At 39.8% G+C, this 14,891-nt stretch carries 15 protein-coding genes and 1 pseudogene; 12 read left to right on the forward strand and 4 right to left on the reverse strand.

Features of this window, described 5'->3' with window-relative positions:
• Nucleotides 1-3: 3 nt before the first annotated feature.
• From AB3I34_RS10815 to AB3I34_RS10825, 3 genes are all read left to right on the forward strand, one after another.
• Nucleotides 4-558 (forward strand): nucleoside triphosphate pyrophosphatase, encoded by a 555-nt coding sequence (locus tag AB3I34_RS10815; protein ID WP_002354869.1) that lies wholly within the window; start codon nt 4-6, stop codon nt 556-558.
• A gap of 132 nt (nt 559-690) precedes the next feature.
• A complete protein-coding gene (gene msrB, locus AB3I34_RS10820) occupies nt 691-1,128 on the forward strand; it encodes a peptide-methionine (R)-S-oxide reductase MsrB (RefSeq protein WP_002354871.1) in 438 nt (145 codons plus the stop codon).
• 174 nt (nt 1,129-1,302) lie between these two features.
• Nucleotides 1,303-2,274, forward strand: a complete 972-nt coding sequence (locus AB3I34_RS10825) for a ribose-phosphate diphosphokinase (RefSeq protein ID WP_002381060.1) — start codon at nt 1,303-1,305, stop codon at nt 2,272-2,274.
• 53 nt (nt 2,275-2,327) lie between these two features.
• On the opposite strand, the gene AB3I34_RS10830 is transcribed toward AB3I34_RS10825, so the two are convergent.
• Nucleotides 2,328-2,705 (reverse strand): CPBP family intramembrane glutamic endopeptidase, encoded by a 378-nt coding sequence (locus AB3I34_RS10830; protein ID WP_368027847.1) that lies wholly within the window; start codon nt 2,703-2,705, stop codon nt 2,328-2,330.
• Between the two features lie 438 nt (nt 2,706-3,143).
• Between AB3I34_RS10830 and AB3I34_RS10835 the strand changes: the two genes are divergently transcribed.
• Both AB3I34_RS10835 and pepG1 read left to right on the forward strand, forming a co-directional pair.
• Nucleotides 3,144-3,269 carry a hypothetical protein gene (locus tag AB3I34_RS10835; protein WP_002383214.1) on the forward strand — a complete coding sequence of 42 codons (126 nt, stop codon included), beginning with the start codon at nt 3,144-3,146 and terminating at the stop codon, nt 3,267-3,269.
• Nucleotides 3,270-3,612: 343 nt separating this feature from the next.
• The gene (pepG1, locus tag AB3I34_RS10840; RefSeq protein WP_002367458.1) at nt 3,613-3,756 is read left to right on the forward strand and encodes a type I toxin-antitoxin system toxin PepG1; all 144 of its coding nucleotides are present in this window, start codon (nt 3,613-3,615) and stop codon (nt 3,754-3,756) included.
• Nucleotides 3,757-4,080: 324 nt separating this feature from the next.
• On the opposite strand, the gene pgmB is transcribed toward pepG1, so the two are convergent.
• Together pgmB and AB3I34_RS10850 are read right to left on the reverse strand one after the other, a co-directional pair.
• The gene (gene pgmB, locus AB3I34_RS10845; protein WP_002415627.1) at nt 4,081-4,731 is read right to left on the reverse strand and encodes a beta-phosphoglucomutase; all 651 of its coding nucleotides are present in this window, start codon (nt 4,729-4,731) and stop codon (nt 4,081-4,083) included.
• Nucleotides 4,732-4,745: 14 nt separating this feature from the next.
• Nucleotides 4,746-7,457, reverse strand: coding sequence for a glycoside hydrolase family 65 protein (locus tag AB3I34_RS10850; protein ID WP_010712900.1), 2,712 nt, complete (start codon nt 7,455-7,457; stop codon nt 4,746-4,748).
• 55 nt (nt 7,458-7,512) lie between these two features.
• Between AB3I34_RS10850 and AB3I34_RS10855 the strand changes: the two genes are divergently transcribed.
• From AB3I34_RS10855 to AB3I34_RS10865, 3 genes are all read left to right on the forward strand, one after another.
• Nucleotides 7,513-7,647 (forward strand): hypothetical protein, encoded by a 135-nt coding sequence (locus AB3I34_RS10855; RefSeq protein ID WP_002415629.1) that lies wholly within the window; start codon nt 7,513-7,515, stop codon nt 7,645-7,647.
• A 102-nt stretch (nt 7,648-7,749) separates the two neighbouring features.
• Nucleotides 7,750-8,463, forward strand: a complete 714-nt coding sequence (gene treR, locus AB3I34_RS10860; RefSeq protein ID WP_002415630.1) for a trehalose operon repressor — start codon at nt 7,750-7,752, stop codon at nt 8,461-8,463.
• A 396-nt stretch (nt 8,464-8,859) separates the two neighbouring features.
• The gene (locus AB3I34_RS10865; RefSeq protein WP_010712899.1) at nt 8,860-9,576 is read left to right on the forward strand and encodes a WxL domain-containing protein; all 717 of its coding nucleotides are present in this window, start codon (nt 8,860-8,862) and stop codon (nt 9,574-9,576) included.
• Nucleotides 9,577-9,616: 40 nt separating this feature from the next.
• Here the strand turns inward: AB3I34_RS10865 and mscL are convergent, their stop codons facing one another.
• Nucleotides 9,617-10,066, reverse strand: coding sequence for a large conductance mechanosensitive channel protein MscL (gene mscL / locus AB3I34_RS10870; RefSeq protein WP_002354883.1), 450 nt, complete (start codon nt 10,064-10,066; stop codon nt 9,617-9,619).
• A gap of 208 nt (nt 10,067-10,274) precedes the next feature.
• On the opposite strand from mscL, the gene AB3I34_RS10875 reads away from it, so the two are divergent.
• The 4 genes and pseudogenes from AB3I34_RS10875 to AB3I34_RS10890 all read left to right on the forward strand — a co-directional run bounded on the left by AB3I34_RS10875 (nt 10,275) and on the right by AB3I34_RS10890 (nt 14,848).
• Nucleotides 10,275-11,528 carry a pitrilysin family protein gene (locus AB3I34_RS10875; RefSeq protein WP_002415632.1) on the forward strand — a complete coding sequence of 418 codons (1,254 nt, stop codon included), beginning with the start codon at nt 10,275-10,277 and terminating at the stop codon, nt 11,526-11,528.
• An 85-nt stretch (nt 11,529-11,613) separates the two neighbouring features.
• A pseudogene (locus AB3I34_RS10880) lies at nt 11,614-12,242 on the forward strand (IS607 family transposase).
• A complete protein-coding gene (locus AB3I34_RS10885; RefSeq protein WP_002375521.1) occupies nt 12,205-13,341 on the forward strand; it encodes an RNA-guided endonuclease TnpB family protein in 1,137 nt (378 codons plus the stop codon). Before AB3I34_RS10880 ends, AB3I34_RS10885 begins: the two are co-directional and overlap by 38 nt.
• Before the next feature lie 202 nt (nt 13,342-13,543).
• Nucleotides 13,544-14,848: a pitrilysin family protein gene (locus AB3I34_RS10890; protein WP_002415635.1), complete on the forward strand. Its 1,305-nt coding sequence runs from the start codon at nt 13,544-13,546 to the stop codon at nt 14,846-14,848.
• Nucleotides 14,849-14,891: the final 43 nt, after the last annotated feature.

Here is a 14,891-nt window from a genome sequence, read left to right on the forward strand (position 1 = left end):
TTTATGCAAATTATTTTAGCATCCCAATCTCCTCGCCGTCAGGAGTTATTAAAGCGTGTGGTTCCAACTTTTACGATTGCACCAGCCGACATCGATGAAACTGTTGGCAAAGACGGCTTACCAGCAGAATATGTGGCGCAAATGGCTGCCCAAAAAGCAGCGGCTATAGCAGAGCAATCCCCCGAAGCACTAGTCATTGGCTGCGATACAATTGTGGCATTGGCGGGAGAAATCCTCGGTAAACCGACTTCTCGGGAAGACGGCTATCGCATGTTGCGCCTCCTAAGTGGCAAAACACATGACGTGTATACAAGTGTGACGTTGAAACAAGGGGAAAAAGAGCGCTCCGCGACAGTTCATTCAACCGTGACGTTTTATCCACTGACAGACACGGAAATCCATGCTTACTTAGATACCGCAGAATATGCCGACAAAGCAGGCGCTTATGGTATCCAAGGACAAGGGGCATTACTAATTGAAGCAATCGCCGGCGATTATTACGCCATTATGGGTTTACCAATTGCCAAAGTAGCCCGACTACTAAAAGAATTCAACTAATATAAGACAGTCCTTTTCATTCGTCAAAAAGAGAAAGGACTGTCTTTTACTATGCAAACTATTAGGTGCCTGTTTGGCAAACGTGGTATCATTGAACCCAATAAATTGAACAGAAGAAAAGGAGTGGACAGAATGACAAAACCAACAGAAGAAGAATTAAAACAAACCTTGACGGATCTTCAATATGCCGTCACACAAGAAAACGCAACAGAACGCCCTTTTTCAGGAGAATATGATGACTTTTACCAAGACGGAATCTATGTAGACATTGTTAGTGGCGAACCGTTGTTTAGCTCCCTAGACAAATACGATGCTGGTTGCGGCTGGCCATCCTTTACCAAACCAATTGAAAAACGTGGCGTCAAAGAAAAAGCTGATTTTAGTCACGGCATGCACCGAGTAGAAGTTCGCAGTCAAGAAGCGGATTCACATTTAGGGCATGTTTTCACTGATGGCCCACTCCAAGAAGGCGGCTTACGTTATTGCATTAATGCGGCAGCTTTGAGATTTGTGCCAGTGGCAGATTTAGAAAAAGAAGGCTATGGCGAGTACCTTTCTTTATTCAAATAATCCTCATTTTTTAGACAAATACGATAAAATAGTTAGAAGAAAGCGACTTTTGATGAATATCTTGTATGAAATACAGAAAATCTCTTGATTTATTTGGCTAGGACTACTATTATTTTAGAAGGAAAGTATTGTTCAGTTTTAACGAATTGGCTGAAATAGAAAGTGGAGGTTCTAATGTCGAAACATTATTTTGATCCAAGATTGAAAATCTTTTCTTTGAACTCTAATCGTCCCTTAGCAGAAAAAATTGCGGATGCTGTGGGTGTGGAGCTAGGAAAGTGCTCTGTAACACAATTTAGTGATGGCGAAATTCAAGTGAATATTGAAGAAAGTATTCGTGGTGCACATGTTTACGTCATTCAATCAACAAGTAGCCCTGTTAACGATAACTTAATGGAACTATTAATCATGATTGATGCGTTAAAACGTGCGAGTGCTAAAACAATTAACGTGGTTATGCCTTATTATGGGTATGCACGTCAAGACCGTAAAGCACGTGCCCGGGAACCAATCACTGCTAAACTTGTTGCAAACATGATTGAAAAAGCTGGTGCAACAAGAATGTTGACATTGGACTTACATGCGGTCCAAATTCAAGGATTCTTTGATATTCCAGTGGATCATTTGATGGGTGCACCATTAATTGCCGATTACTTCATCGAACACGGCATTCAAGGCGATGACGTCGTTGTTGTTTCCCCTGACCATGGTGGTGTAACGCGTGCGCGTAAATTGGCAGAATTCTTAAAAGCACCAATTGCGATCATTGACAAACGTCGTCCAAAAGCGAACGTAGCAGAAGTAATGAATATCATTGGTCATGTGGAAGGCAAAACATGTGTCTTAATTGATGACATGATTGACACAGCAGGGACAATTTCTCTTGCTGCAAACGCATTGAAAGAAGCCGGAGCAAAAGACGTTTACGCTTCTTGTACACATCCCGTTTTATCAGGACCAGCCTTACAACGTATTGAAGATTCAGCAATTGAACGCTTAGTTGTAACAGACTCTATTTACCTATCTGATGATCGTAAAATTGCAAAAATTGACGAAGTCAGCGTTGGTGAATTAATCGGAGATGCGATTAAACGTATCCACGAAAACAAACCAGTTAGTCCGTTATTTGAAACAAAAAATAAATAATTACAAAAAACCGCCCACATCATTTTTCTGATGTGGGCGGTTTTTTTAGTGTATTATAAATTATTTAATAGCAAATGAATAGCAAGAGGATACATGAGATTGTTATTACAGAAATAATAGGTAGAGGCTAAAACCCAGTCCATTCCACAATAAAAAAGCATGGAAATTGATGGTAATAGTCCATGGCTAAGACCAAAAAAAAGACCAGAAAAAAATATTTTACATAAGACACTTCGAGAGGAGTTTTTTATAAAAAATAAGTTCATAAAAATGCCACGAGTCAAGAGTTCTTCTATTATAGGTGAAAAGAGTCTAGTATGAAGGGCCATTAAAACAGGTGCTACATTTCGGACTTCATTAATATAATGTTGATTTTCTGGAGTAGACATGCGTGAGAAAAGTAAATTTAGAATAATAGAAAATAAGAACATGCCAATAGCTAGTAATAGACTTTTAAAGATAGCTTGTTTTTTTTCTTTACTATTTTTTTATAGAAAACTGACAGCACGATAATAATAATTAAAGATAGTACACTATCAAAGATAATCAAGGCTTTTTCGTTATTTTTTATAGCTATTAAGCTCATTCCAGTTAATGCTTCTATGCTGGGTAGGGCTGTCAAAAAAGTGAACAGGAGATAAAGAAGTGTTTTTTTCTTTGTAGATAATTTTGTTTCGATACTATAACAACCCCCTTTTCTATTTTGTCAGAATGATATGTTTACAAACTGAACTACTAATCAAGGAATAAAAAGGAAATGAAAAAATGATGCTTCCTCTATTGTGAGTTTTATTATAATTAGATAAAATATAGATGTCAAAAAGATTAAAAAGGTTGGAGCTTTAAAAATATTGGAAAGGAGTATACAAATGAAAAAGATAACTGAACGACCAATTGTCAAAATCTTAATTAAGATTTTGATGTTTGCCTTATGTTTTTATGCGGGGATAAAATTCGTTGATTTCATTTTTCCGTTAGTAGGATTTAAACAATAAGCAAAAGAAATGAACGTGGAGACAAGTACAAAGGACCGTGAACTTCGTTGCTAATAGTAAAGTATTGGTCCTTGGAAACTAAAAAGCTGTTAAAAATGACAATAAAAAATAACCGTTTACTTTGACTGAGTACGGTTATTTTTTGTAACAAAATCGGTCACCGTCTTAAACGGCTCTACATCAGAGAGGTATGTTGACGCATATCTCTCTTTTCGTTTTTATTATAGCACAATTCCCTAAAAAAATATATTTGAAACTAATTATTTTTTAGTTTTACATGGTATAATCTAAGTGTAGAGAAGTTATGGCGGTGGCTATCTAATCTGAAAGTGAGGTGGTGCGTATGAGCGTACTTCCAAAATTTACAGAAAGGAGAGGCCTTTTGTCAGCATATGAGACAATTCAGACGATCCTAGGTTTTGGTATGTTTACCATTGCTTTGATTGCACTGATTGTGAAATTGCTTAAAAATGACAAGAAAAAATAACCGTCTACTTTGACCAGTACGGTTATTTTTAAATAATACAATTGGTCACCGTCTTAAACGGCTCTACATCAGAGAGGTATGTTGACGCATATCTCTCTTTTCGTTTTCATTATAGCACATTTTCCCAAATAGTACGAATAAATTTAGCGTTAATCCGTGAAATCCTAAAAGCTGTTAAAAATGACAATAAAAAATTGGTCACCGTCTTAAACGGCTCTACACTAGAGAGGTATGTTGAAGCATATCTCTCTTTTCATCTACATTCTAGCATAGATACAATGTAGATGAAAAGAGGTGCCTGCTGCTAAAGGTTCTTGTCATTCTTTAGCGATTGAGCAGTGCATCAACGCTTAGTTCAGTCATTTCAGAGACTTGCATGTCGGCTCCGAGTAAGGGTTGGTTGGCCGACAAGCCGACGGCATAGATGCCCGCGGCTTTCAAGCCGTCAATGCCTGATTGTGCATCTTCAAAGCCAATGGCGTTTTGCGGTAGCACGCCAATACTGTCAGCGGCGGCTAAAAAGATTTCAGGATCAGGTTTGCCTTTGCTTAACGAGTCGGGATCGACAATTGTGGCGAAGTACGCGCGCACGCCTAATTTTTCCAAAATCAGGGGCGCGTTTTTTGAAGCCGAAGCCACGGCACAGGGAATGTGACGTGCTTGGGCTTGCTGTAGCAATGGCACGACACCAGGTAAAACATCTTCTGTCGTTAAATGTTCTAATAATTGAACGTAGTGGTCATTTTTTTGCTGAGCTAAGGCTTCTTTTTCTGCTGGAGTAAACGCATTTTCAAGGTGGCCATGGGCTAAAATGCGGTCCAAGGAATCCATCCGACTAATGCCTTTCAATGTTTCGTTGAAGGTTTCGTCAATGGGAATACCTAGCGAATCGGCCAACGCTTTCCAAGCTTGATAATGAAATTTGGCGGTGTCAGTAATGACACCATCCAAATCAAAAATAAATCCAATCGTCATTGTGGTCCGCTCCTTTATTGATAGTGTACTTCTTTTGGTCGTTCGGCGGTTAACGGAATCAACGCGCCCTGAACTAATAATTGTGTGTCTTTATCTGCTGTAATCGTGACACTGGTTTGTGTTAATGAAAATTGATAGGTCACGCCTTGATGAATAAACTGGAACGCCAGCGCTTGCCAATGTTCAGGTAAGTTTGGACAAATTGATAACTCTTTCTGGCGCGTGTCAACGCCTGCATACGTCGCTAAAGTAACGTGAATCGTCGCAGCCATGACCCCTGTATGAATCCCTTCAGCGGTCGTGCCACCTTGAATGTCACGATAATCGGAATACAACGCTTCTTGATAAAGTTGCCAAGATAGCTCATGGAATTGCGCCATTTCTGCCAATTGGGCATGAACAATTCGTGACAAAGTCGAACCATGAGACGTCCGTTTTAGATAATACAAAAGATTTTTTTCCAAATAATCCGCAGGCAATTGATACCCTAAATCTTCTAAAATTTGATCCACTCGAGTTTTGTCTAAGTTGTAGAACAACATTAATGTGTCGGCTTGTTTTGCCACTTTGTAATCATCGGGGGATTCTCCTTCGGCTTTTAAAATCCGATCCATGCGGTAAATATTGCCGTATTTCTCTTTCATCGCTGTCCAGTCAATCTCTTTTAAGCCGAAATACCCTTCATATTGCGCAATAATGCCGTCAGAATTAACTTCAATTTCCAGTGAATTTTGAATTTGCTGCATGCGGGCTAAATCATCCGAAGTGGTCTGCGTTTTGGCAAAAAGTTGTGCCTGTTCTTCCTCAGAGAAAAGTGCCAAAATGTTGGTTAATTCTTCGAATAGCCAAACCACCATCAAATTCGTATAGGCGTTGTTTTTCAAGCCGCTTTCCGCTTGGTCTGGATAGCCCTCGTGAAACTCATCAGGTCCCATCACTTTATCAATAAAGAACCGTCCTGTTGCGTCATCTAACGTCGCAGCGCTGTTCCAAAATTGAGCGATTTCTAACAACATTTCGCCGCCATATTGTTTCATAAATTCATGATCCTGTGTACTATGCCAATACAACCAAGCATTGTAAGCAATCGCTAGGGACACATGCCGTTGCAAAATACTATGATCCTCGCCCCAATGTCCATTCAACGGATTTAAGTGAAGTTTTTGCGTGGTTTCACGCCCGTCACGCCCTGATTGCCACGGATACATTGCGCCACGATACTGGCTGGCCGCCGCATTCTCCTTCGCTTTCTCTAATCGGTGGTAACGATACAGCAACAATTGTTTCGCTGTGTCAGGATAATGTTGAATATAAAAAGGTAAAATAAAAATTTCATCCCAGAAAATATGTCCACGATACGCTTCACCATGCAAGCCTCGGGCGGTAATCGAGACGTCCAATGCTTGGGCTTGGTTACTAAAAGGCGAAGCCGAAGCCAGCAAGTGATAACTGTGAATCCGTAAAAGTTTTTGAGACATCAAATCGCCTGTCACGGTAATGTTGGCTTGTTGCCAAAGAGTTTGCCAAGCGCGGGCGCTTTCCTGAGCGGCGGCCGCAAAAGAGTCCTTCGGCGTAAACGGTACCTGCCAACTTTGTTCGGCGTGGCTGGCTTGCACAAATACTTGTTTTTCTAGCGTATAACGCGTTCCTTGGTGCGCCATCACGGTCACCACTTGGGCGATTTTTTCCGCTTCTTCTTGAATCATAATGGCTTCTTTTTCAAAAAAATCACCGGTTATCAAGGCCGTTTCTCGGACACTCAAGTTGGATTGATTGGTACAAACCTCAATCACGGTTTTGTTTTCCTGCGCGCTTAATGCTGTCACCTGAAAATGTTTGGCTGTTAAGTTACGATACCGCGCCACGTTGTAGTTGTAGACACTGCCATCCGTGACGGTTTTCAAAGTAATCGGGGCCGAAAAGTTTAACGGCTCAAACGTATATTGCAGATGATAGTCATTCGGCTGTGCCATATTGGCAATTTTTTTCGTGGTTAATTTAATTTGCTGATTGTCCGCATCTTTCAATATCATTTCTGCGACAAACAACCCCGTTTTCAAGTTCAATTGACGATGTAATTGTTGTAGCGTGTCTGGAGAAATCGTTAACCAGTCGGTGGCATCGCCAATTTTTAAAGCGATGTGTTGGTTGTCAGGAGCATTGACGAAATCTTCATTTTCCACTACTTGACCCGCAACTTCCGAAGCCGCTGTATTATAAAGTCCCGCAATATAGGTCGCTGGATAATGATCATCAGAAATCGTCATCTCAGGTGTTGTGCCGCGCAAGCCTAAAAAGCCATTGCCGACAGTTAACAGGGACTCCACCGCATATTCATTTTTCCCAGGCACGTAGCCATAATAGTCCAAATGCCAAGCCAAATACTGCCGTTTTTCTTCAAATGCTTCTAGCAGATTCGGTGCCGCCGCTTGTTCGGCTGCCGTTAAAAGTGGCGTGTTCAACTGTTCCGCGAATGCTTGAATCACCGCTTGCGGAAACAGCGCCAACGTTTCCTCTGGCGAAAAGAAGTCCGCTGGGAACTCAGCCACAATCCCTCCCAGAATCGGCGTAGCCTCTGCCAAAATCAATTGGCACAGTTCAGGAACCGTTTCTTCGATAGTCAAAGCTTCAAAAGGGAACGTTTTTTGGTGAAGCGGTTCCAATTTATGGTTAAAAAAAGTCGTCGTTAGTTGGTTCGTTGCGAATGTTAATTCTAAAATGGTCATGTTTGCGCCTCCTTGTAAACTTGTATAGACATGTTGCGTTTGACTACAGTATAGTATGAACGAATCAGAATTACAAGGATTTTCCCTAGATTCTTGGGAAAACTTTTCTACAACGTGGCTGCAACAGACTACACTGGTTCCGAAAAAAGGCGGTCAAGCAGTGGTTTGGCTGGGGGAGTTTGTGGCGTAAGCAAGGCAGAAAGTGCGGGGGATTTTTCTGACCAGCTCTAGGTTTTTCGGAGGGAATATGCTATGCTTTTAGAAAAGAAATTGTTGGTAGAGGAGGATCGGCATGAACAAGTTTCATGACATATTTTTAGAATTAGAACAACAAATTGTCCAAGGTGAGTATCAGCCGGGCGATTTATTACCTAGTGAAAATCAATTAGTGGAAACCTACAATGTTTCCCGTGAAACAATTCGGAAAGCCTTGAATTTACTGATTAACGCTGGCTACATTCAGAAAAAACAAGGCAAAGGCTCGATTGTGCTCAACTTTAAAAAATTTAATTTTCCTATTTCAGGGGTGACCAGTTACAAGGAGTTACAACAAACTCAGCATATTGAAAGTCATACCCATGTGGTTTCCTTAGAAGAAATTCCTGTGGAGCGCAACTTGGCTCAGTTGACTGGCTGGAGGGAAGGGGCCCCTGTTTGGCGCTTAGTCCGGCAACGGGAGATTGAAGGGGAAGTCGATATTTTAGATATTGATTACTTGATTAAAGAGATTGTCCCAGAACTGCCGAAGCATCGTGCCGAAGATTCGATTTTCGATTATTTGGAAAACGACCTTGGCTTGGCGATTAGTTACGCCCAGAAAGAAATTACCGTGGAACCGCTCACAGAGATGGACAAGCAGCTGATTGGTGAAGTGGAAGGCAATCATGTTGTCGTGGTCCGCAGTATCATGAACTTGGAAGATACCCGCTGTTTTGGGTATACGGAATCCCGTCACCGCTTAAACAAATTTAAGTTTGTGGAATTCGCTCGCCGCCGCAAGTTGTAAGTCTTGGCGACTAGCCAATGCAAAAATGGCTGTCATTAAATGAAATTTTACGGTTTTTTCGCCGCAACCGCGAATAAATGTATAAGATTTTAGGAGAAAACGTCACAATGTTAGAGGTGAACCTCTACTTTGTGACGTTTTCTCGTTGTTTATTAAAAGGATTCGCCCAAAAATGCATTAAATAACAGACGAAAATATCAAAAAGTATTGAAAAAAAGGTTTAAAAAAAGGATAAAACGTTGATTTTAAAAGGAATTTCGTTTTTTGATCAGAGCTGTTAAATATTTAAAATCACAAGAAAATGAGATTCTTGTATAATATGGTTATAGCTTCAGAAGCGCAGAAGAAATGATCAGCGCACTCTGGAAATTCAGAACAGTTAAAGGAGACGTACATATGAAAAAGAAAATGATTGCAAGTTTATTAGTTGGTAGCGCCGTTGTTGGTGCTAGTTTAGCACCCCTGTCGGCTCAGGCGGTAACGACAGGGAATACACCGGTAACGGTGGGCTTTGAAGGGGGAAGTTTGCCAGATGGTGGCGGGGATCCGAATACTGTAAGACCTGATCCAGATGCTACAAATAGTAATTTTGACTTATTATACATTCCCAGAGAATTTGATTTTGGCAAATTATCGCTTTCTGATGACTTAACCAAACCGATTCCCAATAAGAAAGATGGTGGGAATGTCGGGGATATGCCCACAGAAAGCGTGGGTGTAGGCGATATACGAGGAACCAAAGAAGGTTGGCATCTGACTGCTCAGTCGGATGGTATGAAGCTCGGCATTGAGAGTTTAGCAGGTAATATCACTAGTGTAATTGGTTTGTATCCATTAATCTATGATGAGGAAACTAAAACGTATGATTCTCTATCTGCTAATCTTGCCGATCCAGTTGCCAAACCTGAAGTTGTTAATGCAACAAATTGGTCGCTGCCTTTAGGTGGAGCAGCTGTTCTTATTGGGAATGCCACAACAGGAAAAGGGCAAGGCTTATGGGAATTTGCAATATTTAACACAGCATTAAATATCACCACTTCAGCGAACAACATCAAAGCCGGTAACTACACAGGCAACATCACTTGGAACCTCGTCGCAGGACCATCAATCTAAGCTCAAACAAAAAAGTCATCCCCTCAGGATGACTTTTTGCTTATTTCTCTGTGAAGGTGCTGTCTGTTTTGACAGTTTCAGCAGGCGGTGTTTGCGCCGCTAATAAGTCGCGAATTTCTTTTAAGTAATCTTCGCTCGTTGGTACCACTTCTTCTTCTGCCGCTTCTTCTTTTTTGCCACGGTTTTTCATTTTGTTGGCCGCTTTGACAATCAAGAAGAGGACGAAGGCCGTAATTAAAAATGTAATAAGTGCACTAATCACGCTACCAATATTGAATTCAACGCCTTCGACTTTATAAACAAGGGCACCCAATGCATCGTCGGCACTCTTTTTCCCAGTCGTCAAGACAAAAATCAGACTAATTAACGGGGTAATCAAGCCTTCCACCACTTGTGTCACAATCGCTGTAAACGCACTACCAATGACAACACCAACGGCTAGGTCTAAGACACTTCCGCGCATGATAAACTCTTTAAATTCTTTAATCATTCTTTTTTCCCTCCTCACTTTAAAAACAGTATACCGAATCTTCTTGAAAATTTGAACTGAAAAACTCTTATCATTCAGAAAGCACCTGAAGCTGTGTTATAATGGAGCTATTGGAAAAAACATTAAAAAATGCTTTAGAATTTACGCGATACATATATTTCACAGCATTCTTTAGGTAAGATGAAGCAAATGAAGGAGCGATGCGGCAATGTCTGTTCAATTAGTTAAAGGCGTGAATTTACACGTCATTCCTACAGAAAAATATAAAACGGTGCGTCTTTTAGTCCGCTTTAATACACGATTAAATCATGAAACCATTACAAAAAGAACGCTGTTGTCCAGTTTAATGGAAACCAACAGCTTGAATTACCCAAATCAAGTCAAGTTAAGTGAGCGTTTGGCGGAACTTTACGGCGCCAGCTTTGGGATTGGCGTTTCCAAAAAAGGCAATCAACATTGGTTTAATATTTCTATGAACATTGTCAATGATCATTATTTACAGGATAGTCAGGTTCTCGCCGAAGCGGTGGACTTTTTGAAGGAAATTATTTTTGCCCCCAATATTCAAGCGGGCCAATTTGAGGCGGAAACCTTCCAACGGGAGAAAGAGAACTTGAAAGCGTACTTGGAAAGTATTGTGGAGGATAAGCAAACCTATGCCTCTTTGGCGCTTCAAAGTGTCTATTTTAATCAATCGGAGGATCAAAAAATCCCTAGTTTCGGGACCGTTGCGGCGTTAGCTGAGGAAACAGCGGCATCATTAGCAGCGTATTATCAAAAAATGCTGGCGGAAGATCAAGTGGATATTTTTGTTTTAGGTGATGTCAAAGAGGCGGAGCTAGTGCCGTTATTCAAGCAATTACCGTTTACGCCTCGTGAAGAAGGCAAAGCCGCGATTTTCTACAATCAACCAATTCGCAACGTGATTGAAGAGCGGACCGAGCGTGAGGTGTTAGCCCAATCGAAATTAAACTTGGCTTACAACACGGATATTTATTATGGCGATAGCTATTATTTTGCGTTGCAAGTGTTTAATGGAATTTTTGGCGGTTTCCCGCATTCTAAATTATTTATGAATGTCCGTGAAAAAGAACATTTAGCGTATTATGCTTCTAGTAGTATCGACACCTTCCGTGGCTTCATGACGGTTCAAACAGGGATCGATGGCAAAAATCGGAATCAGGTCTTGCGTTTGATTTCGACAGAATTGGAAAATATTCGTTTAGGTAAGATTAGCGAATTAGAAATTGAACAAACGAAAGCAATGTTAAAAAATCAGTATATCTTAGCGTTAGATAATGCAGGCGCGTGGCTGGAAAAAGAATACTTGAACGAATTAATGCCGCAGACGATGCTGACGGCGGAGGAATGGATTGCACGGATCAATGCCGTGACTATTTCAGAAATCCAAGAAGTAGCCAAACGCTTGGAACTTCAAGCGATCTTCTTTTTGGAAGGGTGACAACAGTTAATGATAATGTATAAATATCTATAAATATATTATTATGAATATCGATATATGGGATAATCATGTTGATGTGAAGATCATGACTATGTATTCGATAGGGGAATTTGGAAAACAAATAGGTGTAACGCCACAAACATTGAGAAATTGGGATAAAAAAGGGGAATTGAAACCTGCTCATGTTTCGAAAGGTGGCACTCGTTATTATATCTGAAGAACAACGAAATCAATTCTTAGGAATCGCTGGAAGAAAGAAACCAAATCGGATAACTATAGGTTATTGTAGAGTAAGTTCAAATAAGCAAAAAGACGATTTAGAACGTCAAGACTTACATGATTGCACGAGGGTATCAATTTGACATTATTCAAGATATTGGTAGTGGAATCAACTACAATAAAAAAGGATTAAATCAATTAATCAATAGAATTACTAATGGCGAAATAAACAAGGTAGTGATTCTGTACAAAGACCGTTTAATCCGATTTGGTTATGAACTTATTGAAAATCTTTGTAATAAATATGGTACAGAAATAGAAATCATTGACAATACAGAAAAGATTGAGGAACAGGAACTAGTCGAGGACTTAATCCAGATTGTCACAGTTTTTAGTTGCCGATTACAAGGAAAACGAGCGAATAAAGCTAAGAAGATGATTAAGGAGTTGATGGAAGATGATACGAGCGAAAAAAGTAAGGTTGCGCCCGACTGAAGAACAAGAAAAGCAACTATGGCAATCGTCTGGTACTGCACGATGGATTTTCAATTGGACGTTAAAAATGCAAGAAATGAACCATCGGTTTGGCGGAAAGTTCATCAGTAACAACGATTTACGAAAGCACATCACAAAAATGAAGCAATGTCCTAAGTATGCTTGGTTAAACAATGTATCCAATAATATTGCTAAACAAGCCGTAAAAGATGCTTGTAACGCCTATAAAAAGTGGTTTGATGGTATGACAGATAAAAGTCGTTTAAAGGCTGAAAAGCCACGATTCAAGGCAAGAAAGAAGTCGAAACCAGCTTTTTATAATGACAATATCAAACTGAAAGTAAAGCATAAATCGGTCTTACTTGAAAAAATTGGTTGGGTAAAGACAAGTGAAAAGTTGCCGGTGAATACGAAGTATTTTAATCCACGAATTAGCTTTGATGGAAAGTATTGGTATGTATCAGTTGGCATTGATGAAGTACAACCAGCGCAGAGCTTAACAGGTGAAATTATTGGAATTGACCTAGGTATCAAAGATTTAGCGATTGTTTCTAATGGCAGAGTCTACAAGAATATTAATAAAACAGGAAAAGTAAAGAAGATTGAGAAACGATTACGTCGGTTACAACGTAAAGTCTCACGAAAATACGATATGAATAAGGAGGGAAACCGATTCGCCAAAACTTGTAACATCTATAAATTAGAAAGAGAAATTCGACATACACATCGAAAACTAGCGAATATTCGTCAGAACCATTTACATCAAACAACAACGGAGATAGTGAAAACCAAACCATCGAAAATCGTTGTAGAAACCTTGAATGTAAAAGGCATGATGAAAAATAAGCACTTAGCAAAATCAGTTGTACAACAAAAATTCTACGAGTTCAAAAGACAACTCCAGTACAAGTGTGAAGATTATGGTATTGAATTAGTGGAAGCTGATAAGTTCTATCCAAGTTCTAAATTGTGTCACGAATGTGGACACAAAAAAGTAGACTTAAAACTGTCTGACCGTACCTATCACTGTGAAGAATGCGGATATACAGCGGATAGAGATTATAATGCAAGTCTGAATTTAGCAAGTTATAGTGCGTAATCTACGAGCTTCTACTGAAACAGAAACGTAGATATGTAGGATTCGTTGTATCCGAATTAACGCCTGCGGAGTGTTATAGCAAACGAGAGTAGCGAGCAAGTAGCAAAATCGGGCACGTAGAAACAGGAAATAAACATAAATCTGATAACTTTTATAGTTGGTTAGAAATATTTATAGATTTTTGGCAACGGAGAAACGGAAAATGATTAAAAAAGACTATGCACAAATTAAAGAAACATTGTATAGAGAAACACTGGCGAATGGTTTAAAAGTTTACCTATTGCCGAAAAATGATTTCCAAAAAACGTATGGCTTGTTTACGACCGATTATGGTTCCATTGACAACACGTTCGTGCCAATTGGTCAAGAGGAAATGATTGAAGTACCTGACGGAATCGCCCACTTTTTAGAACATAAAATGTTTGAAAAAGAAGATGGCGATGTCTTCCAAAAATTTGGGCAACAAGGGGCTTCAGCGAATGCCTTTACCAGTTTTACGAAAACGAGTTATTTGTTTTCAACGACGGATCAAGTGACACAAAATCTAGAAACGTTGCTTGATTTCGTGCAATCGCCGTATTTCACGAAGGAAACGGTCGAAAAAGAAAAAGGTATCATCGGACAAGAAATTCAAATGTATTTAGATGATCCTAACTGGCGCTTGTTCTTTGGGATTTTAGGCAACCTTTATCCGAAGCATCCATTGCATATTGATATTGCCGGCACAGTGGCAAGTATTGCGGAGATTACCGCAGAAGATTTGTATACATGTTACAATACGTTTTATCATCCAAGTAATATGACCTTATTCGTGGTAGGGAAAATGGATCCTGAAGCGTTAATGGCCTTCATTCGTGAAAATCAAGCGGCGAAAGAGTTTCCTGCCGCCCAACCTATTCGTCGGCATTTTCCTGAAGAAACAGCTGCTGACATTGTCAAAGAGAGCGCCATTGAAATGGCAGTCACACGGGCAAAAGTGCTTGTTGGCTTGAAAGGCTTAGATGAAGTGCCAACAACGGGTCGTGACTTAATGAAATATCAAGTCACCGTGAACTTGTTATTACAATTATTGTTTGGTAATACCTCTCAAAACTATTTGGCTCTTTATGATGAAGGCTTGTTAGATGATAGTTTTAGTTATGACTTTAATTTAGATCGCAGTTTCCATTTTGCGGATATTGGCGGCGATAGTGAGCAACCAGAAGTCTTAGCAGAACGAATTGAAGCTATTTTATTATCTGCCACAACAAGTCCAGAATTAACGGAAGAAAATTTGTCCTTATTGAAGAAAAAAATGATTGGTAAATATTTCCAATCCTTAAACTCTTTAGAGTATATCGCTAACCAATTTTCACAATCATTGTTTGGGGAAACCACGCTGTTTGATAAGATTGAAGTCATTGAAAGCATTCAATTAGCCGACGTCCGCCAAGTAGCAGAGACCTTGATTCGTGAAGAAGGATTGAGCCGTTTCTACATGTATCCTAAAGGAGAAACCGAGCAATAAACCAACTGTTTAAGAAAAAGAAAAATCTTTGAAATCTTTCAAT

Source organism: Enterococcus sp. C102(2024), from assembly GCF_040888205.1.
GTDB lineage: Bacteria > Bacillota > Bacilli > Lactobacillales > Enterococcaceae > Enterococcus > Enterococcus faecalis.